This window comes from Methylobacterium sp. TK26, from assembly GCF_055361565.1.
In genome coordinates this window covers 2,121,495-2,143,419 of sequence record NZ_CM143965.1, presented here as the reverse complement: position 1 = coordinate 2,143,419, position 21,925 = coordinate 2,121,495, and the positions used below count along the sequence as shown (strand labels likewise).

Sequence of the window (21,925 nt, the reverse complement as noted above, 5' to 3'; positions counted from 1 at the left end):
CTAGAGCGCCCTCAGGAAGGCGGGCCAGCGGGTGTCGTTCATGATCGAGCGGGCGCGCATGTGCTTCCAGATGCCATATTTGTAGAAGTCGAAGTCGAGATCGGAGATCCGGTTCTGGACCATGGCCCAGGTCGACCATTTCACGTCGGCCAGCGCCTTGTGCACCATGAGCCGGGCGAAGAGCGCTTCGCTGTACTGGCCGAAATACGTCTCGATCAGGGTGCGGTCGATCTCTTCGGAGAAGAACATCTCGCCGCTCCACACCGCAAGGTCGTAGAGCCGGTCGTTGTTCGAGGCGTATTCGAAGTCGATCAGGAGGATCGAGCCGTCCTCGCCGAGCAGGAAGTTGCCCGGCATCGGATCGTTGAAGCAGGGCACGAGGTCGAGGCCGGACGCCTCCAGCGCCGCGCGGGCGAGGCGGGTCTGGCGCCCCAGCCACGCGTGATCCGGCGGGACCGCCGCGCCGAGTTCGGCCACCTGCCGGTCGTGTTCGTCGATCATGTCGAACACGGTCTTGGTGAGCGGCAGGAGCGGCGCCGCATGGAAGCGGCGGTAGAGGCCGACGGCCTGCGTGCGGACGGCCGCCTCGGCGAAGTCGCGGTTCGTGGACGGACGGCGACCATCCACGAATTCCGCGATCTCCACGTCCTCGGCGTCGAGGTAGTCGAAGGTGCGGGGTCCGAGGCCGATCACCTCCGCCTGCCGGCTGGCGGCGCGGGCGGCGGCCCGGTCGATGAACATCTCGGTGCCCCGGCCCGGCATCTTCACGAAGTAGGCGCAGGCCTCGCCCTCGATCTCGACGCGCCAGTTCATGTTGCTGATGCCGCCCAGCACCGGGCGGTAGCGCATGCCGCGCCCCTGCCAGGGCGCGACCCGGCGGAGGGTGGCCTCGAAGGCCCGTTCGGCTTCGTTGCTCGCAGCGCCGAGGGAAATCATGCCGCGCTCCTCACAGGCTTCTCAGGGTTTCCTCGAAATCCGGCCGCGTGACCCGCATCCGGCAACGCAGGAGGCGCCAGCTCGCGTATTTGCGGAACTCCAGGCTCCGGCGCGGGGAGACCTTGTCCATCACCAGGGCCCGCAGGCCCCAGTACAGGTCGTCGGCCGCCCCATAGGCCCGGCAGCGGCTGAACACCGCCGGCCGGCAGGTCCCCTCGGCAATTTCGATGCCGAGGCGCATGTCGCTCTCGAACTGGCAGGCCTCGTTGAGGAAGGCGGCGAGCTGGTAATGGGGGTCGGCGTCGCAGCCCATGTCGAAATCGACGAAGCGGAGGGCTCCGTTCGGGTCGAACAGCAGGTTGGAGGCGTGCGGATCGCCGTGGACGGGCCGCCGGTCCATGCCCGCCGCGCCGAGCGCCGCCGCGATGGTCTCGCCCCAATCGAACAGGAACCACGCATCCGGCGGCAGCGTGTCGGCCCCTTCGCCCAGGAGGGCGCGCATCCGGCGGATGCCGTCGAACACGCTCCACGGGGTGCCGAACGGCTCCCCCCCGGCGATCCGGCCGAAGGCCCCGATCACCGCGCCCATGCGGTCGGGCTGGCGCAGGAGGTCGAGGGTGGCCGGTCGCCACTCGGGCCCGAGGCGCCGGAACAGGATCGCCCCCTGGTCCGGCGCCAGGTGCAGCGGTTCGGGAGCGAGGCCGAGGCCGGCGATCCGGGTCGCCACCCGGAAGGCTGCGGCGGGATCGAGCCACGCGGCGGCGGCGGGCTCCGAGACCTTGAGGAACGTGGCCGGCTCGGCGCCTGGCGAATCCGCTACGAGGTAAGTCGCGGATTCGACCCCGTGATAGGACGGCGAGGCCGCGCCGGGGCAGGCCACGCCATAGCGGACCTGCCGCCCGGCGAAGAGCGCGGCGAGCGCCTCTTCCGCGAGATGTTCGTAGGGGGATTCGGGGGCGCCGGTCGCCTTCATCGCCCGTCTCCCCCCTCATCGAGGGCCGCGAGCCCCTTCGTGGCGAGGGCCATCAGCATGTCGGCCAGGACCTGCGTGCCGAAGGCCTGATCCTCGGGAGAGGCGAATTCGGTCGGGTGATGCATCACCCCGTTCCGGCAGGGCACGGCCAGCACGATCGACGGGCAAACCGCCGCGAGGCTGATCGCATCGTGGCCGCCGATCGTATCGAGATGGCGGGTCCGGACTCCGCGACCGGCCCCGACGCGCTCCGCGAGGCCGACGAGGCCGGGATGCATGGCGCCGGCCGGGCGCAGGTCGATGGAGCGCACCTCCGATTCGACGCCGGCCCGCTCGCAGGCCGCCGCGATGCGCGCCTTGAGCGTGGCCTCGGCCTCTTCGAGGATTCCAGGCGAGCCGGAGCGCAACTCGATGAACAGGACCGCCTCGCTCGGGACGGTGTTCGGCGAGTTCGGAAAGACTTCGAGCCGACCGACCGAGGTGTGCAGGTCGAGGCCATGATCGCCGGCCATGTCCTTGAGGTCGGCGATCAAATAGGCGGCGGCGAGCAGGGCGTCGCGGCGTTCGGCCATCGGCGTCGGCCCGGTATGGGCCTGCCGTCCGAGGAAGGCGAGGCGATACTTGGTGGCGCCCCAGTAGCGGGTGAAGGCGCCGACGCGCTGGCCCTCCCGCTCCAGAATCGGGCCGCCCTCGATGTGCAACTCGATGAAGGCGTCCGGGATGCGCACGGTGTCGGAGCCGGCATAGCCGATCGCGTCGAGGGCCTGCCCGACCGAGATGCCGTTCCCGTCCCGGCGTTCGAGGGCCCAGGGCAGTTCGGCCGCGCCGGTGAAGACGCTGCTGCCGAGCAGGCTCGGCTGGAACCGGGCGCCCTCCTCGTTGGTCCAGTTGGCCACGACGAAGTTGCAGGCGGCCTGCTGGCCGAGGGCGGCGAGGCCCTCGCGGACGGCGCGGATCGCCTCGCAGGCGGCGACGACGCCCAGCGCGCCGTCGAAGCGGCCGCCATTGGGCTGGCTGTCGAGATGGGAGCCGACCATCACCGTCGGCGCGTTGTTGCCCGCGAGGTCGAGGCGGCCGAACTGGTTGCCGATCCGGTCGACCAGCGGCACGAAGCCGTTCTCGCGGAACCAGGCCGCGAGCCCGTCGCGGGCGGCGCCGTCCTCCGCCGAGAGGGCGAGGCGGGTCATCGATCCGTCCCGGCCGCCGCCGAAAGCCGACACGGCTTCCATCATCGCCTGGAGGCGAGCGGCGTCGATCCGCGCGGTCGGTGTTTCAGGCATGAAGGACATCCACGTTGAGTCGTTTGAAGGCGTCGGCGAAGTCGCCCGGCAGGGGGGCGTTCGTGACGAGGACGTCGACGTCCCCGAGACCGAGGGTGCGGATCGTGCCGAGGCGCCCGAACTTCGCGCTGTCGGCCAGGATCACCGAGCGGCGGGTCTGCTCCACGGCGGCGCGGCGCAGGACCGCCTCCTCCTGGCCGAGATCCATGAAGCCGTGCTCGCGGTGCACGGTGACGATCCCCATCACGGCGAGGTCGTAGACGTGCTCGCGCAGGGCCGCGACGGTGCGGTGGCCGAACAGGCCCCGGTAATGGGGCTTCATCTCCCCGCCGAGCACCGTCACCTGCGATTGCGGATCGTCGGCGAACATCGCCGCGATGCCGATGGAGTTGGTGTGGATCGAGATGCGCCGGCCGAGGAGCTGCCGCGCGAAGGCGAGGGTGGTGGTGCCCGTGTCGATGAAGACGGTCATCCCGTCCTCCACGAGGGGGAGGGCGGCCGAGGCGATCCGCGCCTTCTCGCGCATGCCGATCCGGGCCCGGTCCTCGAAAGGCTGGTCGCCCCTCTTCTGCTCGATCACCGCCCCGCCATAGACCCGCCGGGCGTGGCCGCGCATTTCGAGATCCCGCAGGTCGCGCCGCACGGTTTCGGTGCTGATCCCGAGGCGCCCCGACAGTTCGTTGACCGCGACGCGTCCGTCGCGCTGCAATTCCGCCAGGATCAATTGCAGGCGCTGCTCGGTGATGCTCATCGGCGTCCCTCTTCCCGGGTTGCACGTCCCTTGACCTGAGACGCGCCCCGAGACGGGGGTGGCATGCCCGTCGGCAGGCCGCAATTCGTCCTGCGGATTCATCCTGTTGACCCCATGGCGACCGCTTGGGCCAACCCGGCGCCGGGGGCCGGCACATGGTGGCAGGAGGCGAAATCGCCCGCCCCCCGCGTGACGAGAGCGGGGCTCTGCCCGGCGCAGGGGGCGAAGGCCCGCGGACAGCGCGAGCGGAAGGCGCAGCCGGCCGGGAGGTCGATCGGGCTCGGCGGCTCGCCGTCGAGGAGGCAATCCTCCGGGCGGTAGCGGCGCTCCTCCAGGGTCGGCATCGCCGAGAGCAGGGCCCGCGTGTAGGGATGCCCCGGATCGAAGAACAGGCGCTCGTTGTCGGCGAGCTCCACCACTTCGCCGAGATACATCACGGCCACGCGGTTGCACGCCTTGCGGACCATCGCGAGGTCGTGGCTGATGAAGATGTAGGTGAGCCCGTGGGCGCTCTGGAGCTTGTCGAACAGGGCGAGCAGCCGGAACTGCTCGGTCTGGTCGAGGGCCGAGAGCGTCTCGTCCATCAGCAGGATCTCGGGATCGAGCACCATCGCCCGGGCGACGTTGATGCGCTGCCGCTGGCCCGCCGACAGACCGAGCGGCAGGGCGTCGTAGAGGGCGAGGCTCAGCCCGACATCGTTCATCACCACGCGCACCTTGTCCCGGATCCGCGCGGCGTCGCGCCAGCCGTGGATGCGCAGGGGCGCCTCGAGCATCGCGCCGATGGCCGTGCGCGGCGGCAGGGAGTCGAACGGATCCTGCAGCACCAATTGGAGCTTGCGCCGGAAGCGGAGTAGCGCGCCGCCGGAGAGCCGGGCGATGTCCTGCCCCTCGCACAGGATCCGCCCGGCGCTGGGGCGTTCGAGCCGGCTCAGCAGGCGCATGAGGGTCGATTTCCCGCAGCCGCTCTCGCCCACCACCGCGAAGCTGTCGCCCTTGGCGATGTCGAAGGTGACGTTGCGGACCGCCCGCAATTCGCCCGTGCCGGCGAAGGTGCCGCGTTCGCGCACCCGGTAGATCTGGGAGACGTCCTCGAGGCTGATGATCGGGCGCGGTCCCGCGCCGGCCGCGCGGGACCGGGGCTGGGCCGGCACGCCCGTCCAGATCGTGGGGATCTGCGCCACCAGTTCGCGGGTGTAGGCGTGGACCGGCCGGGCGACGAGGGCGTCGGTCGGCTGCTCCTCCACGAGGCGGCCGGCATCGATGACGAGGGTCCGCGCCGCCGCCTCGCGGGCGACCGGCAACGAGGACGACACGAAGAGGATCGCGGTTTGGAACTGCGCCGTCAGCTCCCGCATCAGGCGGATGACCTGCGCGGCCACGGTGACGTCGAGGGGCTGGGTGACGTTGTCGGCGACGAGCAGCGCCGGGTCCGAGATCATCGCATCGACCAGCAGGGCGCGCTGCATCATCCCGCCGGAGAATTGCGACGGATAATCGTGGAAGCGCCGCGCGGCGGAGGGGATGCGCACCGCCTCCAGCAGCGCGATCACCCGGCGCCGCGCCTCGTCCTCCGTCACGCCGGGGACGACGGCCCGCATCTTCTCGGCGATCTGCCGGCCGACCGGGAGCGTCGGATCGAGGGCGCCCATCGGGTTGGCGCCGACATAGGCGATGTCGCGGCGCAGGGGGCGCATCGCGCGGGGGTCGAGGCCGAGGATGTCCCGGCCCCGGAAGCGAACGGTGCCGCTGGCGGAGAGCGTCTGGTCCAGGCCGTTCACCACGGCCTTCGCCAGCACCGTCTTGCCCGCGCCGGTCGCGCCGACCACCCCCACGATCTCGCGGGGGGCGATGTCGAAGGAGATGCCATCGAGGAGCCGCCGCCCGCCGAAGGCAGGGGCGAGGGCGACGCTGAGGTCGCGGACGGACAGGATCGGCGCCTCGCCCATCACGCGCCCCCGTGGATCGCGTTGCGGGCGCGCTCGCAGGAGGCGCCGATGAGATTGATCCCGGTGAGCGTGAGGCCGAGGAACAGGCCGGGCATGGTGGCGATCCACCACGCGTTGAGGAGGTATTTCCGCCCGTCGGCGATGACGTTGCCGAAAGTCGGCGTCGGCGGCTGGACGCCGAGGCCGAGGAAGCCCAGCGTCGATTCGAAGATCATCATCCGCGCGATGTCGAGGACCGAGGCGAAGAGCAGCGGCGGCACGAGGAGCGGCGCCAGCAGCCTCACGACGATGCGCGCGTGCGAGGCCCCCGAGACCTGGGCCGCGCGCACGTATTCCCGCCCGCGCTCGGCCATCACCACCGAGCGCATCACCCGCGCGTAGACCGGCCAGTTCGACAGCCCGAGCACCAGGATGATCGCCGGAATCGTCGGGCGCGAGACGCCGAGCACGGCGATGGCGAGGATGATCATCGGGATGGAGAGCTGCGCATCGGTGATGCGCATCACCACCGTGTCCGTCCGCCCCCCGAAATAGCCCGCGACCATGCCGAGGGTGCAGCCGATGGCGAGGGTGAGCGCCACGGAGGCGACCCCGATCAGGAAGGAGTAGCGCAGGCCGATCAGGCAGCGCACCAGCATGTCGCGGCCGATCTGGTCCGTCCCGAGGGGATGACCGAGGCTCCACTGCGCCCCGCCGAAGAGCGGCGGCAGCAGGCGGGCGCGCACGTCCATCTTGTTCGGGTCGATGCCGCTCAGGTCCGGATAGAGCGCGGCGGCGAGCGCCAGCACGGCGAGGATCGCGAGCCCGATCCGGAAACCGCCGGAGCGGGCCGCACGCCCGAGGATGCGCCGCCCGATGGAGCGCGACGCCTCCGGTTCGGCGGGCTGGGGCCCGAGGGCGACGAGGGAATCGAGACCCATCAGTATTCGAGCCTCGGATCGATGATCGTGGCCGCGAGGTCGACGACGATGTTGATGACGACAAAGATCGCGCTGGTGACGATGGCGATGCCCTGGATCAGCGGGAAGTCGCGCTGCAGCACGGCATTGATGGTGAGCAGGCCGAGGCCGGGATAATCGAGGATGTACTCGACGATGATCACCCCGCCGAGCAGCCCCGAGAACTGGACGCCGAGGAGGTTGAGCATCGGCACGGCGGCGTTGCGCAGCACATGCGCCGCCACGATCCGCGTTTCGGACAGGCCCCGGATGCGGCCGACGGTGACGTAGCTCTCGCTCATCTGCGCGGCCACGGCGCCGGACAGGGTGCGGATCAACACGGGGGAGAGTTCGACCGCCAGCACGAGGGCCGGGAGGATCGTGTAGGAGAAGCCGCCATAACCGATGGCGGGCAGCCAGCCGAGTTTCACCGAGAAGAGCAGGGCGAGGACGATCGCCAGCCAGAAGTTCGGCAGCGAGATGAAGATCGAGGAGACCGCGAAGGCGACCTTATCCGCCACCCCGCCCGGCTTCAGCCCCGCCGCGATGCCGACGAGGGCGGAGAAGGCCAGGGCGAAGACCAGCGCCAGGGCCGCGAGCTGCAGCGTCATCGGCAGCGCATCGCGGATCAGGTCGGCCACGGCCGCCCGCTCGCCGCGTGTCGTATCGTCGAAGTTCGCGCCGCCGGTCGCCGCCCCGTTCGCCGGGCGCACGAAGCTGTGGCCGAGATCCCCGCGCACCACATGGCCGGCATAGCGGCCGAACTGCACGAGGATCGGATCGCGCAGGCCCATCTCGGCCGCAATCTTTTCGACCAGGGAATCCGGCGCCATCCCGCCGACCATCAGGCGCACCGGATCCCCCGGCACCACGCGCAGCAGCGTGAAGATCAGGAGCGAGACCAGGGAGATGATGACCGCCCCCTGCGCGAGGCGCCGGGCGAGGAAGCTGAGCACGAACATCGGTGAGACGGGGTGGCGCTGGCGGATGCGTTCTCGCGAACGCGCCGGGAATCGCGGGGCCGGTCAGGCTCCGCGCGAGGCGTCGATGGATCCGTCGGGGTAGATGTACAGGCCCTTCAGCTCGGCCTGCATGGCGTGGATCATCGCCGAGGTGAACAGGGAGAGCGCGGGGGCCTTGGCCGCCAGGAGCGGCATGGTCTGCGTCTGCAGGATGGTCTTGCGCTCCTCCAGGGTCGGGGCGTTGCGCTCGCCGTCGAGGCTCGCATCGACCTCCGCATCCTCCAGCCCGGTGATGCGGTGCGAGGACGAGTGAAAATGCGTGCGCAGCACGAGGTCGGGCTCGGGCGAGCCGGTCGACCAGCCGCAATCGATCATGTGGCCCGGGCCTCCGCCGGGGCGATGGTAGAGGCGCTCGTTCCAGGCGGCCGGTTCGAGGACGGTGAGGCTGACCGGGAACCCCTGCTCGTTCAGCATCGCGGTGATGATCTCACCGTATTCCTTGGTCTTCGGGTAGAACCCGACCGAGGTGATGTATTCGAGGGGCGGCAGGCCCTTGCCCTTGGGGAAACCGGCCTGCGCCAGCAGATCCTGCGTCTTGGCCGGGTCGTAGGCGGGGTAGTTCGGCAGGTCGGTGTAGCCGAATTTCACCGGCGAGACGAAGTTGGCCGAGGCATGTCCTGCCGAGCCGAGAAGATCCAGGATCACGCTGCGGTCGATGGCGTGGCAGGCCGCCAGACGCATCCGCACGTCGTTGAACGGCGGCTTCGAGCAGCGGAACCATAGGTACTTGTTCTCGACCGAGACGATCCGGCTGATGGCGATCTTCGGGTTGCCCTTGACCGTCTCCACCTGCTCCGGCTCCAGGCGTTCCACGATGGAGGCCTGCCCGTTCATGAGCGAGAGCATCCGCGTGGTCGAATCCGCCGTGAAGGTGAAGTCGATGCCTGGGATGGCGGGCTTGCCCTTGAAGTAAGTTTCGTTGGCCTTGAGCACCGTGGTGTTGCCGCGCTGCTCCGCGAAGCGGAACGGGCCCGTGCCGTTGAGCCGCCGGGTGAGGGCGCCGCCGGGCCCCTCCGCGATGTCCTTGGCCGACATGATCGGCAGGAACGAAGCCAGGAAGATGAACAGGTGCGCCGGGTAGCCGCCCTTGCTAGTGTCGACGATGACCGTCCGGTCGTCCGGGGTGGTGACGGTCAGCGTCTCGGTGGGGCCGGGGTACCATTGCGCCGGCCGGTCCGACCGGGCGCCGTATTCGAAGGTCGCCTTCACATCCTCCGCCTTGAACGGCTTCCCGTCGTGGAAGGTCACGCCGTCGCGGAGGATGATCTTCAGGCGGTGCGGATCGAGGAGGGTGATCTCGGTCGCCAGCTCGTAGACCACCTGTCCCGGATCATCGAGGCGCATCGGCGTGCGGGTGAGGAACCCCATCACGAAGCCTTCGATGTTCTTCTGCGAGAGCGTCGTATGGGCGGTGGGATCCCAATTGCCCGTGATGTTCTCCGCCGACAGGAAGACCATCGGCTTGCCGGCCTGGGCAAAGGCCGGCGACACGAGCACGTCCGGATTGATCTGAGCCCAGGCGGCGAATGCGCCGAGCCCCTGCAAGAAGTGCCTGCGATCCATCCCCCACCCTCCGGCTCGGCAAGTCCACATATCGGTCGAAAACCACATCGCAAGCCGTGTGCCAGCCGGCGGATGAGGGGAGACCGGAAGGGGCCGGCGCCTGAACGATGCGCCATGTCGTGAACGTAGTGCCCGCCCTTTCGGCAGATAAGACGCGTTCGACGGCCAAAAGTCCAAGAACTGTGCAGAAAGAGCCCGCGCCCAGCGAGTAGAGCCGTGTTGCCTGCGTAGTCGCCCCAAATCCTGGAGCGAGCGATAGGCTCACACGACCAACGCCCGGCGTGGCGATACCGATGAACCACTGTTGCATGAATGCCGATGTTCGGTGAAAGCCACAAATGACATGGAACGGCCATTGACGACGGCGGAATGGCTGTGACACCTTGCCCTAGGTCGATGTCGGGCCCGTTTTGACCGCAATGGCCCACGGGCTACCCCGCTTCGCATCACGGGCGGAGGGGGATCGCCCCGGCATCCAGACGGCGCGCAGAACGCCGGGCCAGCCAGTGACCACAGCCATATCGAAGGGTTTCGACGGCCTCGTCGCCGATCGCCATCGCGCGACCGGGCGGCGTCTCGATGCCGGCTGGGCTCAGACCTGAGATGGAGACAGCGATGATCGTTAACTTGTCACGTGTCGCATCGGGCCTGACGCGCGGAGCGCTTCCAGGCCTCCTCGCCCTCGGGTCCGGCCTGATGGCCGCGCCGGCCCTGTCGCAGACAGCGACGCCGGTCGAGACGCTGAACGATCAGACGCAGGCGCGCACCAACCCGGATCTCGCCGCCAAGGCGACGTCGCCGGTGCGGGTCGGGCCGCTGGCCCCCTGGGCCACGGAGATGGCGGCGGCCGGCTTCACCTTCGACATCAACATGTACGACTTCTACCAGGCCAACCCCTCCGCGGGCCTGCGCACCGGGCAGCAATCGAACTCTGCCTACTTCGTCCTCTCCATGACCGCCGACATGCAGAAGCTCGCCGGCATCGCGGGCGGCAGCATCAATTTCACCGAGACGTTCTTCGGCCTCGTGCGCAACCTCAACATGGCCGGCGACATCGGCGACACCACCGTGGGCTACCAGCCGCCCTACAACCCGAACAACAACCGCCTCTCGCTGTTCACCTATCAGCAGAAGCTGCTCGACGACCGCCTCGTCATCGAGGTCGGGCGCACCCATCCGGGCCGCTACTACGCCCTGCCGCCGTGCAACTCGATCAACTCGTGCTTCCAGGATCTGCTGTACTTCAACGCCGGCTGGACATCGCCCCTGTACGGCGTCTGGGGCGCCAACGTCGCCTACAAGACGTCGCCCACGACCTACATTCAGGCCGGCGCGTTCAGCGTGAACCCCGGCACCAACGTGCTCTCCGGCTACGATTGGGGCTACGAGCGCCTCACGGGGGCGGTGGCCATGGTCGAGATCGGCCGCGTCACCGACTACACGCAGGAGGCCTATCCCGGCCGGGCCTCGCTGACCGGCTTCTTCAACTCCGCCGACCACGACGACAACTATAAGACCGTCTTCGGCACCGCGAAGGGGCTCAACCCCGGCGCGCCCGTCCTGCAGAAGGCCGGTACCTCCGGGGTCGTGCTGACGGGCACGCAGACCCTGTGGCGGGCCGATGACGGCCGCGAGGTCAACCTGCATCCAACGGCGATCTCGTTCTACACCGGGACCGGCTACGCCTTCGACCCGACGATCCCGATCCGCTTCAACAGCTTCGCCGGCCTGCTGCTGCAGGCGCCGGACCAGGGCCGCCCCCTCGACACCTACGGGATCAAGATCAACTGGCAGCGTCTGAACGACGATTACGCCCGCTTCCTGGCCGATGCGAACTTCATCTCCGGCGGGTCCGGCGCGGCGTTCTCACGGGACAAGTTCGTGTTTGAGGTGAACGCCCACTTCGCCCTGCCGGGCGGTGTCGTGCTGGAGCCGGTCGTCCAGTACCTCGTCAACGGCAACTCCTACTTCAATCCGTACACGGCCCGGCGGCCGAAGGACGGCTTCTACGGCGGCTTCACCCTCTCCGTGCCCCTCGGCACCCTCCTCGGCCTCGCGCCGGGTTGAGGCCGACCCGTCATCCCCGTTCGAGCACCTTGCCCAGCAGGCACGAGGGTACGGACTCGAACGGGCGAGGCGTCGGTACGGGCGGCTAAAATTTTAAAAGGAGTTGGCCAAGCTTCGGGGGCACGGCCAAGGTCATGAGCAACATCAGCGGCATCGCCGATGCCGGCGCCCCCTGAACAGGCATCACGGCCGTGTACGGCCGTGCTGGCGCGGTCACGTCATCCGCGCCAGCACATCGTCCTTCCAGCGCAGCCTGTGCACCATCGCCATCGCCGCGTGGCCGAGGACGACGATCATCAGCGTGAAGCCCAGCCAGTAATGCAGCAGGTCGGCGGGGATCATCATCCACGCGATCTTGTCGTCCCGCCCCGGCATCAGCGGAAGACCGTAGGGGGTGAACGGCTTGCCGGAGCCGTATTGGCGCAGCAGCGCCAAGCTCGGGATGACGACCATCAGCGCGTAGATCAGCCCATGCCCGAATGTCGCGGCCCGCCCGAGGCGGCCGTCGTGGATCGGTCGGCGCCTAATGTTCGCGAGCCCCCAGATCCCGCGAAACAGGACCAGCACGAAGAGCGTGAAGCCGAGGGTGAAATGGCTTCCGCCGACGAAGCGCGTGACGGCCTTGTCGCCGAGGGTGACGTAGAGCAAAGCCCCGGCGAATTGCCACGCGAAGAGCGCCGCCATGAGCCAGTGGAAGGCGCGGCTGACGCGGCCATAGCGCTGCGGGGTGTCGAGCCAGCCGGCCGTCGTCATCCGCGGTCCCCCGGTTCGTTCATGAGCACGTCGAGGCGGTAAGCGTCCGTCGCGCCATGGTGAATGGCGCGGAGGAACAGTTGAGCGGTCGCCATGAACAGCTCTGCGGCGTCGTCGCCGCTCAGGGGATAATGCGTCACCCCCGTCCAATGCACCAGGACGACCGTGCCGCCCGGCCGCAAACTGCCCTTCACCCGTTCGACCAGACGCTCCACGTCGACGGGATCGAGGAAATAGACCACCTCGGACAGGACCATCAGGTCGAACGTCCCCTCCGGCCATTCGCCGGGCACCTGGGCACGCGCGAATCGCACATGGGCCAGATCCCTGTTGCGGTCCCGCGCCTGCTCCAGCGCCTTCTCGACCACATCGAGCCCGACGACGGCATCGCAGCGGTCCGCCAGAGCCCGCGTCAGCACACCGATCGAGCAGCCGACCTCGACGGCCGAGGCAAAGCGCGGAGCGGGCAGGGCGGCGAGGGTGGCCGCGTATTTCTCGCGCTCGTAGTCGCTGGTGGCCAGCTGCCAGGGGTCGGCGGTGCCGGCATACTGCCCGTCGAAGTAGCTCGGCGGCAGCGAGGACGTGAAGCGGCTCATGTGACGTCCCCGTCCCACAAGTCGCCGACGAAGCCGTCGGCCTTCAGGATCTCCACGGCCGCGCCGATCAGGGCGCCATCGGGAGCGGGCTGGCGCAGGTAGGTCGCGAGATCGCGCGAGAGGCGTTCCAGGGGGTGGCCGCGCAGGAAGCCCTGCAAGCCGACCGAGCGCTGCGCCAGTTGCAGCACGTCGAGCCCCGCGCGCTCGACAGCGAGACGGACGAGGTTGATCGTGGCGACGATCCGCTCGGGCGGCAGGATGGCATCGGAGACGGTCTCGGCGCCGCGCTTCACCCAGTTGCGGGCGCCTTCGAGGGCGAGAGCCCCCTCGCCGAGCCGCGCGAGCTGGTGCGGGTCGCCGCCACGGCCAGTGCGGGCGAGGTGGGCCCGCCACGCATCGAACACCGCCTCGATGCCACCGAGTTGGACGGCCGCGAAGCGCCATGCCCCACCGGAGAAGGCCGGCTGTCGGGAATAGGAATCGGGCTCGCCGAGGATGTCTTCGTCGCGCACCGGCAAGCCCGTGAAGTCGAGGGTGCCGGTGGCCGAGGCGCGCATTCCCTGCGATTGCCACGCGGAGAGGTCGGCACGGGTGCCGTGTTCGAGCGGCATCACCAGCATGAGCGTGCCCGGCACGCCGTCCCGCCGTGCGGTGACGAGGGCGCGGGTCACGTATCCCGCGCCGGAGGCGAAGGTCTTCACGCCGCCGAGTTGCGGGCAGCCCTCGGCCTCCCTCAGGACGAGGCCGTTATCCGGCGGCTCGGTGTTCCAAACGCCGAAGAGATGGCCCGCGCGGGCATCGGCGAAGAGCCGGGCGCGCTGGGCGGCATCGCCGTGCGTGGCGACGAGGTGCAGGGCGTTGACGTGGCCCTCGTAGAGCCGCCCGAGGGCGAGGCTGCCATACCCGACGAGGCGCAACACCTCCGCGAGGGCGCACGCCCCCGGCTCGTCGCCGAGGCCGGCGCCGCCGGCTTCGGCGGGGATGGGGGCGGCTAGCAGGCCGAGGCGGGCGAGGTCGGCGACGTCATCGCTGGGGAAGCCGTCGTCGCGATCCTGCGCGGCGGCCCGGAACGGCGCGGTCGAGGCGACGAGACGCGCGGCCGCGACCGCATCGTAGGCGAGGTTGAGCGGTGTTCTCTGGTCCATCCGTCACTTACCCCGGTCCGCAGCGGCGACGTCCGCGACATGCGCCCTCGTGACGACAACCATACCGAGGCCAATTCTTTCACGGAAATGTTATGCGCCAACGCAGCGCATGGTCCGAACCGAAAGATGGGGAGGACGCGGCGCCCTACGCGGGCTCGATCCGCCGGCCCGAGTTCCGGTCGAAGACGTGGATCCGATCGGCCGGAAAGGCCACGCGAATCGACTCGCCCATCGCCGGCCCGCCCGTGGGCGCGTTCGGGATGCGGAGGGTCAGCGTCGCCCCGCCGGGCCGGGTGGCATGGACCAGCATTTCCGATCCGAGCAGTTCCACGACTTCGACCGGCCACGCCATGCCATCCGCGGCGAGGGCGACATGCTCCGGCCGGATGCCGAGGAACACCGGGTGGCCGTCCGGGAGCGCATAGCGCTGCGGCCCGAGAGCGAACTCGGTATCATCGACCGCGATGGCGGTGCCGTTGCGGCGCATGAGGCCGGGCAGGAGATTCATCGCGGGCGAGCCGATGAAGCCGGCGACGTAGGTGTCGGCCGGGCGCTCGAAGATTTCGGTCGGCGTCGCCAGCTGCACCGGCACGCCCTGGTGCATCACCAGCAGGCGGTCGCCCAGCGTCATCGCCTCGACCTGATCGTGGGTCACGTAGAGGCTCGTCACCTTCAACCGGCGCTGGAGGCGGCGGATCTCGCCGCGCATCTGCACGCGCAGCTTCGCATCGAGGTTCGACAGCGGCTCGTCGAACAGGAACAGCTTCGGGTCGCGGACGATGGCGCGGCCCATGGCGACGCGCTGGCGCTGGCCGCCGGAGAGTTGGCGCGGCTTGCGGTCGAGGAGCGCGTCGAGGCCGAGGAGCGACGAGGCGGCATCGACCTTGGCGCGGATCTCGGCCTTGCGCAGCCCGCGGATCTTCAGCCCGTAGGCCATGTTCTCGTACACGCTCATGTGCGGGTAGAGCGCGTAGTTCTGGAACACCATCGCGATGTCGCGGGCGGACGGGTCGGCTTGCGTGACGTCGCGCCCGTCGATCAGAATGCGGCCGCCGGTCGGCGTTTCGAGCCCCGCCACGAGGCGCAGCAGGGTGGACTTCCCGCAGCCGGAGGCGCCGACGATCACCAACATCTCGCCATCGGCGAGGGTGAGATCGACCCCCTTCAGGATCTCGTTGGCGCCGAAACTCTTGCGCAGGCCGTCGAGCCTCAGGCCCGCCATCACTTGTCCCCCTCGGTGAGGCCCTTCACGAACCAGCGCTGCATCAGGAGCACCACCGCCACGGGCGGGATCAGCGCCAGCACCGCCGTCGCCATGACCTTGTTCCACTCGGTCGCCGTGTCGACGCCGATCATCTTGACGATGCCGATCACCACCGTGTCGAGCTTCGGATCCGTCGCGACGAGGAGCGGCCACAGGTACTGGTTCCAGCCGTAGACGAACAGGATCACGAACAGCGCCGCGATGTTCGCGCCCGAGACCGGGATCACGATGTCCCGCAGGAAGCGGAGCGGCCCGGCCCCGTCCATCCGCGCCGCCTCGACCAGTTCGTCGGGGATGGCGAGGAAGGTCTGTCGGAACAGCAGCGTCGCCGTCGCGGAGGCGATGAGCGGAATCGTCAGGCCGGTGAAGCTGTTGATGAGGTCGAGGGACGACATGACCTGGAAGGTCGGGATCAGCCTCACCTCCACCGGCAGCATCAGGGTGAGGAAGATCAGCCAGAAGGCCGTCATCCGGAAGGGGAAGCGGAAGAACGTCACCGCGTAGGCGGAGGGCAGGGACAGGGCGATCTTGCCGAAGGCGATGGCGAGCGCCATCCCGGCCGAGACGAGCAGCGCCCGCCACACGGGCCCGGCCCCCGCCGAGCCGTCGAGCAACACGTCGCGGTAGACGCCGAGCCCGTCGAGGTTCGGCACGAGGGAGACCTCCCCCCGTGCGATGGCGGCGGAGTCCTGCGTCGAGCCGGCGATGGCGATCCAGATCGGCAGGGCGAAGAGCAGGATCGCCAGGATCAGGACGGCGTGGGGGATGAGGTGAAGGGCGGAGCGGCGCATCAGGTCACGGTCTTCCGCCCGAGGAAGCGGAATTGCAGGGCGCAGAGGACGATGACGCCGACCATCAGCACCACCGATTGCGCGGAGGACGAGCCGACATTCGCGTTGACGATGCCGTCGAGATAGACCTTGAGCACCAGCGTCTGGGTCGATTGCCCCGGCCCGCCGGCATTCACCGCGTAGACCGTCGCGAAGGTGTCGAAGGCCGCGTAGACCAGATCGACCACGAGCAGGAAGTACACGGTCGGCATCAGCAGCGGCAGCACGATGGTGCGGAAGCGGCGGAAACCTCGGGCGCCGTCGATCCGCGCCGCCTCGATGATCGTCTTCGGGATGGCCTGCAGCCCGGCCAGGAAGAAGATGAAGTTGTAGCTGATCTGCTTCCACGCGGCGGCCAGGATCACCAGCGCCATCGCCTGCGTGCCGTCGAGCTTGTAGTCCCAGTCGATGCCGATCCGGTTCAGCCACGCCCCGACGAGGCCGATCTGCGGATGGAACATCAGCACCCACAGCACAGCCGCCATGGCCGGCGCCACGGCGTAGGGCCAGATCAGCATCGTGCGGTAGAAGGCCCGGCCCCGGATCTCGGTGTCGGCCAGGACGGCGAGCACCAGCGCTACCCCCATCGAGAGGAGGGTGACGCAGACGCAGAAGAACGCCGTCCGCCCGATGGCCGCGACGTAGAGGGGATCGCCGAACAGGTCGGCGAAGTTTTCGAGCCCGACGAATTCCGTGCTGGTGCCGAAGGCATCCTCACGCTCCAGGCTCGATTTGATGGCCTGGACCGCCGGCCACAGGAAGAAGACCAGCGTCAGCACGAGCTGAGGCAGGATCAGCAGCGCCGGCAGGAGCTTGCCGGGAAACAGCGTGCGTCGTTCCATGGGTGGAGAGCGTCCCGATCCGCCGCGTCAGCCCCGGGCGGATTTCTGGAACTCGCGCAGCACGCGGTTGCCCCGCGAGACGGCGCTGTCCATGGCGGCCTGCGCGCCCTGCTGGCCCTGGAGCGCCTTCTCGATCTCCTCGTAGAGGATCACCCGGATCTCCGGCAGGCGGCCGAGCCGCAGCCCCCGCGAATTGGGGGTGAGCTCACCCCGCCCGAGCTGCTGCGCGGGCACGTCGGTGCCGGGGTTCTTCTCGAAATAGCCGGCCTGCTTCGTCGCCTCGTAGCCGGCGCTGGTCACGGGCACGTAGCCGGTGTGCTGCGCGTAGAGGGCGACCTGCTCGGGCTTGGAGATGAAGCCGTAGAAGGCGGCGACCGCCTTGTACTCGGCCTCGCTGCGCTTGGGCGCATTCATGGCCCAGAGGCTCGCGCCGCCGATGATCGAGTTGTTCGGCTTCGGGTTCAGCGCCGGCTCGGTCGGCAGGAAGGCCTCGGCGTAGCGGAACTTGGCGTTCTTCACGATGTCGGCGCGGCCGGAGGACGAGCCGAACCCGATGGCGGCCTGCCCCGAATAGAAGACGGCATCCGGCGCCGTGTCGCGGCCGGCATATTTGAAGGCGCCGTCCTTCGACAGGTCCATGAAGCGCTGAAGCTGATCGACGAAGGGCTTCGCGTTGATGAGGAGTTGCGCGCCAAGCCCATCATAGCCGTTGCCCTCGGTGGCGTAGGGCAGGTTCTGGATCGCGGCGTATTCCTCGAACTGGATCCACGTCATCCAGGCGGAGGTGCTGGCGATGGGCGTCGCCGCCTTCGACGCGAGCGTGCGGGCGGCCTTGGCGAAGTCATCGTAGGTGGCCGGCGGCTTGTCCGGGTCGAGCCCGGCCTTCTCGAAGGCGTCGCGGTTGTACCACATCACCGCCGTCGAGGAGTTGAACGGCATCGAGGCGAGCTTGCCGTCCGGCAGGCTGTAATAGCCGCGCACGCCGGGGATGTAGGCCTTCGGATCGAGGGCGAGCCCGGTCTCCTCCGCGAGCTTCCAGACCGGCTTGATGGCCGGTCCCGCCTGCAGCATCGTCCCCGTGCCGACCTCGAAGATCTGGACGATGTGCGGCGCCTTGCCCGCGCGGTAGGCGGCGATGGCCGCCGTCAGGGTCTCCGGGTAGGTGCCCTTGAACACCGCTTCCAGCGTGACGTCCGACTGGCTGGCGTTGAAGTCGCGCGCCAACCGCTCGACCTCCTCGCCGTTGGCGCCCGACATGGCGTGCCACAGCACGATGGTCGTCTTGTCGCCCGCGGCGGCAGGGCGGGGCCGCAACGCGGTCCACGCGGCCACGGAGCCGACGCCCGTCAGCAGGACGCGACGATCCATTCAATTCCTCCCATCTTGGGCGCGCCCGCGCCGGGAGGCACCATGCACGGGCGCGATGACGGAATAAAGCGGCCCGTCAGTAGCCGTGGTGATGATGGTGGTGATGATGTCCCCAATGATGGGGACGGTGGTGGCCGTGGTGGTGGTGCCGGCGGGGACCGTAGCCGTAGCCGTACCCATGGTCGTGGTGGGGGCGGTGATGGCCCCAGCCATGGTGGCCGTGATGGTGGCGCGGGCCGTGGTCGTACCATTGCGCGGAGGCCGCGCCGGGGACCAGCAGGAGCGTGGCGGCGACGAGACCGATGAGACGTGCCTTCATGGGACTGCCCTTTCGTTTCACGATGAGGGCAGTCTCGGGCTGGCGCGTTGAACCCATTCTGAAGCCGCTATGCAGTTTCCGTACAGGAATGCGGCGGGGCTATTCCTTCACGGCGCCGGTCAGCGCGGACACGTAATATTCCACGAAGAACGAGTAGAGGATGACCAGCGGCAGCGAGCCGAGCAGCGCGCCGGCCATCAGCGAGCCCCACTTGTAGACGTCGCCGTCCACGAACTCGCTCACCACGGCGATGGGCACCGTCTTGTTCTGCGTCGAGGACAGGAAGGTCAGGGCGTAGATGAACTCGTTCCAGCAGAGCGTGAGGGAGAAGATGCCGGCCGAGATCAGCCCGGGGAAGGCCAGCGGCAGGATGATCCTGGTGAGGATCTGCCAGCGGCTCGCGCCGTCCATGAGGGCGCATTCCTCCAACTCGTAGGGGATGGTCTTGAAGTAGCCCATCAGCAGCCACGTCGAGAACGGGATCAAGATCGTCGGATAGGCGAGGATCAGGGCGATGGGGGAATCGAACAGCCCGTAGGCCTGGATGATCGTCGCCAGCGGGATGAACAGGATCGAGGGCGGCACGAGGTAGGCGAGGAAGATCGCCGCGCCGACCCAGCCCGCGCCCCGGAAGCGCACGCGCACGCAGGCATAGGCCGCGAGCACGCTGGCGAAGAGCGAGAGTAGTGTCGCCAGCACCGACACGTACATCGTGTTCCAGAGCCAGCGGGGATATTGCGTCTCGAACAGCAGCTTGTGGATGTGCTTGAACGTCGGTTCCACGACCCAGAACGGGTTGAACCGCTCCATGTCGATCAGCTGCTCGTCCGGTTTGATGGCGGTGAGCGCCATCCAGTAGAACGGGAACAGCAGCACCGCGAGGATCACGAGGAGCGGCAGATAGGTGGTCACGAGCCGCCGGGGCAGGCGCTCCAGATAGGCCATGCCCTCCGAGTTGTCGGTGATGCCGGCCGGCCTCGCCTCCATGACGGGGGTGAGGCGCGGGTCGGCATGGGCGGGGGGTGCGGGCGCGCTCATCGGTCGGTTTCCCCGGATTGCCAGGCCCTGCGCTGCAGGCCGAACCACGAGATGCCGATGGCGGCGAGCAGGAACGGCACCATGGCGGTGGCGATGGCCGCGCCCTCGCCCAGCGTCCCCGAGAGGATGCCGCGCTGATAGGAGAGGGTGGCCATCAAGTGCGTGGCATTCACAGGCCCGCCGCGCGTCATCGCCCAGATCAACTGGAAATCGGTGAAGGTGAACAGCACCGAGAAGGTCATCACGACCGCGATGATCGGGGTCAGCAGCGGCAGGGTGATGCGCGAGAAAATCTGCCAGTTCGAGGCGCCGTCGAGCGTCGCCGCCTCGTAGAGCGAGGGCGAGACGGTCTGCAATCCGGCGAGCAGCGTGATCGCGATGAAGGGCACGCCGCGCCAGATGTTGGCGAAGATCACGCAGGCGCGGGCCATGGCCGGATCGCCGAGAAAGTCGATGTTGCCGTCGATGATCCCGAGATGGCGCAGCGACCACGAGATGATCGAGAACTGGCTGTCGAAGATCCACCAGAAGGCGATGGCCGAGAGGACGGTCGGCACCACGAAGGGGATCAGCACGATCGAGCGGATGATCGACTTGAACGGCATGTTCTTGTTGAGCAGCAGGGCGAGGTAGAGCCCGACGCCGAACTTCACCACCGAGGCGACGGCCGTATAGAGGCAGGTGTTGAACACCGACAGCCAGAACACGTCGTCGTCCCACAGCCATGCGTAGTTCTCGAGGCCGATGAACACGCCCTCGCGGCCGATCCGCGTGTTGGTGAAGGACAGCCAGATGCCCTTCAGCAGCGGATAGGCCAGGAACAGGCCCAAGATCAGCGCGGTGGGCAGCATGAACCAGAAGCCCGCCCAGCCCCGGCTCGCCCGCAGGCGGGTCAAGGCCGAGCGGGTCGGGACCGCGACCGGGGCGGGCCGTGTCAGGGCGGTGTGCGCCATGGTCTCGCCTCCGGCCCTTGGGCGTCAGGTGTTGCGGAAGATGCGCTGGGCCGCGCGCTCGGCGTTCTTGATCGCGGTCTTCACGTCCTCGCGGCCGGTGCAATGGCTCGCGAACATGTCCACGACCACGAAATCCGCGAGCACCGCCGCGATGCGCTCGCTCACCGGGGCGAGGCCGCCCGCCGCCATGGAGCGCCGCCCGGCCTCGGCGAAGACCGCGTTCTTCGGGTCGTTCGTCCAGATCGGGTTCTTCGGGTAGTTCGACAGCGGCTCGCAGAGGTAGCCCTGCGCCGCCTCCAGCCACGGCCCGTAATTACCCGCCTCCATCATGAAACTGATGAACGCCTTACAGGCGTTGGGCGCCTTCGAATACTTGAAGGCCAGGATCGGGAAGGCGAGCTGGAACTCGGTCGGCTTGCCGGCTGGGCCGATGGGCCACACCGCGTGGTCCATGTCCTCGGCGAGCTTCGGGTTGTCTTTCTTGGCGGCGGCGTAGATCGAGATGCCGTTGTTGGTGAGGTAGAGGTCGCCCGCCAGGAACGCCTTGTTGTTCGAGGAATCGTTCCACGACACCGTGCCCGGCACGAAGGTCTCGTAGAGCGACTTCACGTATTCGAGCGCCTTGGCCGTCTCCGGCGAGTTGATGACGATCTTCTCGTTGGCGTCCACGAGGTTGGCGCCGTGCGACCAGAGCGCCCAATGGCACCATGTGTTGCCGTCGCCCGTGGCGTGGCCCAGGGCGAAGCCGGCGGGGGTGTTGTTCTTCTTCAGGCCCCGGCAGAGTTCGAGGAAGCCCGCCGTGTCGGTGGGGAACTTGTCGAACCCGGCCTTCTTCATCGCCGAGATGCGGTAGTTCGGGTATCCGCCGTTGAACGCGACGGGGATCGCGATCCACTTGCCCTTCACCTTGCCGTAGGCTTCCGCCGAGGGGAAGAACGGGCCGTACTTCTTGGCGAGCGACTCCGCGACGTCCTCCAGCGGCAGGCACTTGTCGGGGAACAAAGCGGGGAAGGAGAACAGCCCCCATACGAGGTCCGGCCCCTGGCCGGTGTTGGCGGCCACCGACGCCTTGGGCTGGATGTCGTCGAAGGATTCGTTGGTGACGGTGACTTTCACCCCCGTCGCCTTGGTGAAGGCGTCCACCAGCCTCATGAAGGCCTCGTCCTCGGCCGGAACGAAGCGCTTCCAGCGCAGCAGCGACAGGCTCGCCCCCGGCTCGGGCTTCCATTCCGTGGTCTGCGCCCAGGCCCTGGCGAAGCCGAGCAGGTCGCTGCCGGCGGCGAGGCCGGTCGCGGCCGCGCCGGCGAGGAGGGAACGGCGGTCGAGAGCGGTCATCTT

Annotated in this window: 20 protein-coding genes; 1 reads left to right on the top strand and 19 read right to left on the bottom strand. The window is 68.6% G+C overall.

Annotated elements, in window-relative coordinates:
- The 8 genes from ACXJ1Y_RS10310 to ACXJ1Y_RS10275 all read right to left on the bottom strand — a co-directional run bounded on the left by ACXJ1Y_RS10310 (position 1) and on the right by ACXJ1Y_RS10275 (position 9,412).
- Positions 1-936 carry a phosphotransferase gene (locus ACXJ1Y_RS10310; protein ID WP_463849917.1) on the bottom strand — a complete coding sequence of 312 codons (936 nt, stop codon included), beginning with the start codon at positions 934-936 and terminating at the stop codon, positions 1-3.
- Between the two features lie 10 nt (positions 937-946).
- On the bottom strand, positions 947-1,909 hold the full coding sequence (locus ACXJ1Y_RS10305) for a phosphotransferase (RefSeq protein ID WP_463849916.1): 963 nt from the start codon (positions 1,907-1,909) through the stop codon (positions 947-949).
- Positions 1,906-3,189 (bottom strand): Zn-dependent hydrolase, encoded by a 1,284-nt coding sequence (locus tag ACXJ1Y_RS10300; RefSeq protein WP_463849915.1) that lies wholly within the window; start codon positions 3,187-3,189, stop codon positions 1,906-1,908. The genes ACXJ1Y_RS10305 and ACXJ1Y_RS10300 overlap by 4 nt, the downstream gene beginning before the upstream one ends.
- The gene (locus ACXJ1Y_RS10295) at positions 3,182-3,940 is read right to left on the bottom strand and encodes a DeoR/GlpR family DNA-binding transcription regulator (protein WP_463849914.1); all 759 of its coding nucleotides are present in this window, start codon (positions 3,938-3,940) and stop codon (positions 3,182-3,184) included. Before ACXJ1Y_RS10295 ends, ACXJ1Y_RS10300 begins: the two co-directional genes overlap by 8 nt.
- A 98-nt stretch (positions 3,941-4,038) precedes the next feature.
- Positions 4,039-5,889: an ABC transporter ATP-binding protein gene (locus tag ACXJ1Y_RS10290; protein ID WP_463849913.1), complete on the bottom strand. Its 1,851-nt coding sequence runs from the start codon at positions 5,887-5,889 to the stop codon at positions 4,039-4,041.
- Positions 5,889-6,809 (bottom strand): ABC transporter permease, encoded by a 921-nt coding sequence (locus ACXJ1Y_RS10285; RefSeq protein ID WP_463849912.1) that lies wholly within the window; start codon positions 6,807-6,809, stop codon positions 5,889-5,891. The genes ACXJ1Y_RS10290 and ACXJ1Y_RS10285 overlap by 1 nt, the downstream gene beginning before the upstream one ends.
- A complete protein-coding gene (locus tag ACXJ1Y_RS10280) occupies positions 6,809-7,789 on the bottom strand; it encodes an ABC transporter permease (RefSeq protein ID WP_463849911.1) in 981 nt (326 codons plus the stop codon). Before ACXJ1Y_RS10280 ends, ACXJ1Y_RS10285 begins: the two co-directional genes overlap by 1 nt.
- A 63-nt stretch (positions 7,790-7,852) precedes the next feature.
- Complete coding sequence (locus tag ACXJ1Y_RS10275) at positions 7,853-9,412, bottom strand: ABC transporter substrate-binding protein (RefSeq protein ID WP_463849910.1); 1,560 nt, start codon at positions 9,410-9,412, stop codon at positions 7,853-7,855.
- Between the two features lie 696 nt (positions 9,413-10,108).
- Here ACXJ1Y_RS10275 and ACXJ1Y_RS10270 point away from each other — a divergent pair.
- Positions 10,109-11,479 (top strand): carbohydrate porin, encoded by a 1,371-nt coding sequence (locus ACXJ1Y_RS10270; RefSeq protein WP_463849909.1) that lies wholly within the window; start codon positions 10,109-10,111, stop codon positions 11,477-11,479.
- Between the two features lie 213 nt (positions 11,480-11,692).
- Here ACXJ1Y_RS10270 and ACXJ1Y_RS10265 read toward each other — a convergent pair whose 3' ends face one another.
- The 11 genes from ACXJ1Y_RS10265 to ACXJ1Y_RS10215 all read right to left on the bottom strand — a co-directional run bounded on the left by ACXJ1Y_RS10265 (position 11,693) and on the right by ACXJ1Y_RS10215 (position 21,922).
- Positions 11,693-12,232, bottom strand: coding sequence for a cytochrome b (locus ACXJ1Y_RS10265; protein WP_463849908.1), 540 nt, complete (start codon positions 12,230-12,232; stop codon positions 11,693-11,695).
- Positions 12,229-12,828 (bottom strand): class I SAM-dependent DNA methyltransferase, encoded by a 600-nt coding sequence (locus ACXJ1Y_RS10260; RefSeq protein ID WP_463849907.1) that lies wholly within the window; start codon positions 12,826-12,828, stop codon positions 12,229-12,231. The genes ACXJ1Y_RS10265 and ACXJ1Y_RS10260 overlap by 4 nt, the downstream gene beginning before the upstream one ends.
- Entirely contained in the window at positions 12,825-13,973 is a 1,149-nt protein-coding gene (locus ACXJ1Y_RS10255) for an acyl-CoA dehydrogenase family protein (RefSeq protein WP_463849906.1), read from the bottom strand. Before ACXJ1Y_RS10255 ends, ACXJ1Y_RS10260 begins: the two co-directional genes overlap by 4 nt.
- Positions 13,974-14,118: 145 nt before the next feature.
- Positions 14,119-15,195 carry an ABC transporter ATP-binding protein gene (locus ACXJ1Y_RS10250; RefSeq protein ID WP_463849905.1) on the bottom strand — a complete coding sequence of 359 codons (1,077 nt, stop codon included), beginning with the start codon at positions 15,193-15,195 and terminating at the stop codon, positions 14,119-14,121.
- A complete protein-coding gene (gene ugpE, locus ACXJ1Y_RS10245; protein ID WP_463849904.1) occupies positions 15,195-16,028 on the bottom strand; it encodes a sn-glycerol-3-phosphate ABC transporter permease UgpE in 834 nt (277 codons plus the stop codon). Before ugpE ends, ACXJ1Y_RS10250 begins: the two co-directional genes overlap by 1 nt.
- A complete protein-coding gene (locus ACXJ1Y_RS10240; RefSeq protein ID WP_463849903.1) occupies positions 16,028-16,909 on the bottom strand; it encodes an ABC transporter permease subunit in 882 nt (293 codons plus the stop codon). Before ACXJ1Y_RS10240 ends, ugpE begins: the two co-directional genes overlap by 1 nt.
- Before the next feature lie 27 nt (positions 16,910-16,936).
- Positions 16,937-18,277, bottom strand: a complete 1,341-nt coding sequence (ugpB, locus tag ACXJ1Y_RS10235) for a sn-glycerol-3-phosphate ABC transporter substrate-binding protein UgpB (RefSeq protein WP_463849902.1) — start codon at positions 18,275-18,277, stop codon at positions 16,937-16,939.
- A gap of 76 nt (positions 18,278-18,353) precedes the next feature.
- Positions 18,354-18,596, bottom strand: a complete 243-nt coding sequence (locus ACXJ1Y_RS10230; RefSeq protein WP_463849901.1) for a hypothetical protein — start codon at positions 18,594-18,596, stop codon at positions 18,354-18,356.
- Positions 18,597-18,695: 99 nt separating this feature from the next.
- Positions 18,696-19,583, bottom strand: coding sequence for a carbohydrate ABC transporter permease (locus ACXJ1Y_RS10225; RefSeq protein ID WP_463850087.1), 888 nt, complete (start codon positions 19,581-19,583; stop codon positions 18,696-18,698).
- Between the two features lie 47 nt (positions 19,584-19,630).
- Complete coding sequence (locus ACXJ1Y_RS10220) at positions 19,631-20,587, bottom strand: carbohydrate ABC transporter permease (protein WP_463849900.1); 957 nt, start codon at positions 20,585-20,587, stop codon at positions 19,631-19,633.
- Positions 20,588-20,611: 24 nt separating this feature from the next.
- The gene (locus ACXJ1Y_RS10215) at positions 20,612-21,922 is read right to left on the bottom strand and encodes an ABC transporter substrate-binding protein (RefSeq protein WP_463849899.1); all 1,311 of its coding nucleotides are present in this window, start codon (positions 21,920-21,922) and stop codon (positions 20,612-20,614) included.
- Positions 21,923-21,925 lie beyond the last annotated feature (3 nt).

Bases quoted from the DNA above. Each gene is read 5' to 3' on its own strand.
- ACXJ1Y_RS10310 (WP_463849917.1), bottom strand. From the start codon at position 936: ATGATTTCCCTCGGCGCTGCGAGCAACGAAGCCGAACGGGCCTTCGAG.
- ACXJ1Y_RS10305 (WP_463849916.1), bottom strand. From the start codon at position 1,909: ATGAAGGCGACCGGCGCCCCCGAATCCCCCTACGAACATCTCGCGGAA.
- ACXJ1Y_RS10300 (WP_463849915.1), bottom strand. From the start codon at position 3,189: ATGCCTGAAACACCGACCGCGCGGATCGACGCCGCTCGCCTCCAGGCG.
- ACXJ1Y_RS10295 (WP_463849914.1), bottom strand. From the start codon at position 3,940: ATGAGCATCACCGAGCAGCGCCTGCAATTGATCCTGGCGGAATTGCAG.
- ACXJ1Y_RS10290 (WP_463849913.1), bottom strand. From the start codon at position 5,889: ATGGGCGAGGCGCCGATCCTGTCCGTCCGCGACCTCAGCGTCGCCCTC.
- ACXJ1Y_RS10285 (WP_463849912.1), bottom strand. From the start codon at position 6,809: ATGGGTCTCGATTCCCTCGTCGCCCTCGGGCCCCAGCCCGCCGAACCG.
- ACXJ1Y_RS10280 (WP_463849911.1), bottom strand. From the start codon at position 7,789: ATGTTCGTGCTCAGCTTCCTCGCCCGGCGCCTCGCGCAGGGGGCGGTC.
- ACXJ1Y_RS10275 (WP_463849910.1), bottom strand. From the start codon at position 9,412: ATGGATCGCAGGCACTTCTTGCAGGGGCTCGGCGCATTCGCCGCCTGG.
- ACXJ1Y_RS10270 (WP_463849909.1), top strand. From the start codon at position 10,109: ATGGCCGCGCCGGCCCTGTCGCAGACAGCGACGCCGGTCGAGACGCTG.
- ACXJ1Y_RS10265 (WP_463849908.1), bottom strand. From the start codon at position 12,232: ATGACGACGGCCGGCTGGCTCGACACCCCGCAGCGCTATGGCCGCGTC.
- ACXJ1Y_RS10260 (WP_463849907.1), bottom strand. From the start codon at position 12,828: ATGAGCCGCTTCACGTCCTCGCTGCCGCCGAGCTACTTCGACGGGCAG.
- ACXJ1Y_RS10255 (WP_463849906.1), bottom strand. From the start codon at position 13,973: ATGGACCAGAGAACACCGCTCAACCTCGCCTACGATGCGGTCGCGGCC.
- ACXJ1Y_RS10250 (WP_463849905.1), bottom strand. From the start codon at position 15,195: ATGGCGGGCCTGAGGCTCGACGGCCTGCGCAAGAGTTTCGGCGCCAAC.
- ugpE (WP_463849904.1), bottom strand. From the start codon at position 16,028: ATGCGCCGCTCCGCCCTTCACCTCATCCCCCACGCCGTCCTGATCCTG.
- ACXJ1Y_RS10240 (WP_463849903.1), bottom strand. From the start codon at position 16,909: ATGGAACGACGCACGCTGTTTCCCGGCAAGCTCCTGCCGGCGCTGCTG.
- ugpB (WP_463849902.1), bottom strand. From the start codon at position 18,277: ATGGATCGTCGCGTCCTGCTGACGGGCGTCGGCTCCGTGGCCGCGTGG.
- ACXJ1Y_RS10230 (WP_463849901.1), bottom strand. From the start codon at position 18,596: ATGAAGGCACGTCTCATCGGTCTCGTCGCCGCCACGCTCCTGCTGGTC.
- ACXJ1Y_RS10225 (WP_463850087.1), bottom strand. From the start codon at position 19,583: ATGGAGGCGAGGCCGGCCGGCATCACCGACAACTCGGAGGGCATGGCC.
- ACXJ1Y_RS10220 (WP_463849900.1), bottom strand. From the start codon at position 20,587: ATGGCGCACACCGCCCTGACACGGCCCGCCCCGGTCGCGGTCCCGACC.
- ACXJ1Y_RS10215 (WP_463849899.1), bottom strand. From the start codon at position 21,922: ATGACCGCTCTCGACCGCCGTTCCCTCCTCGCCGGCGCGGCCGCGACC.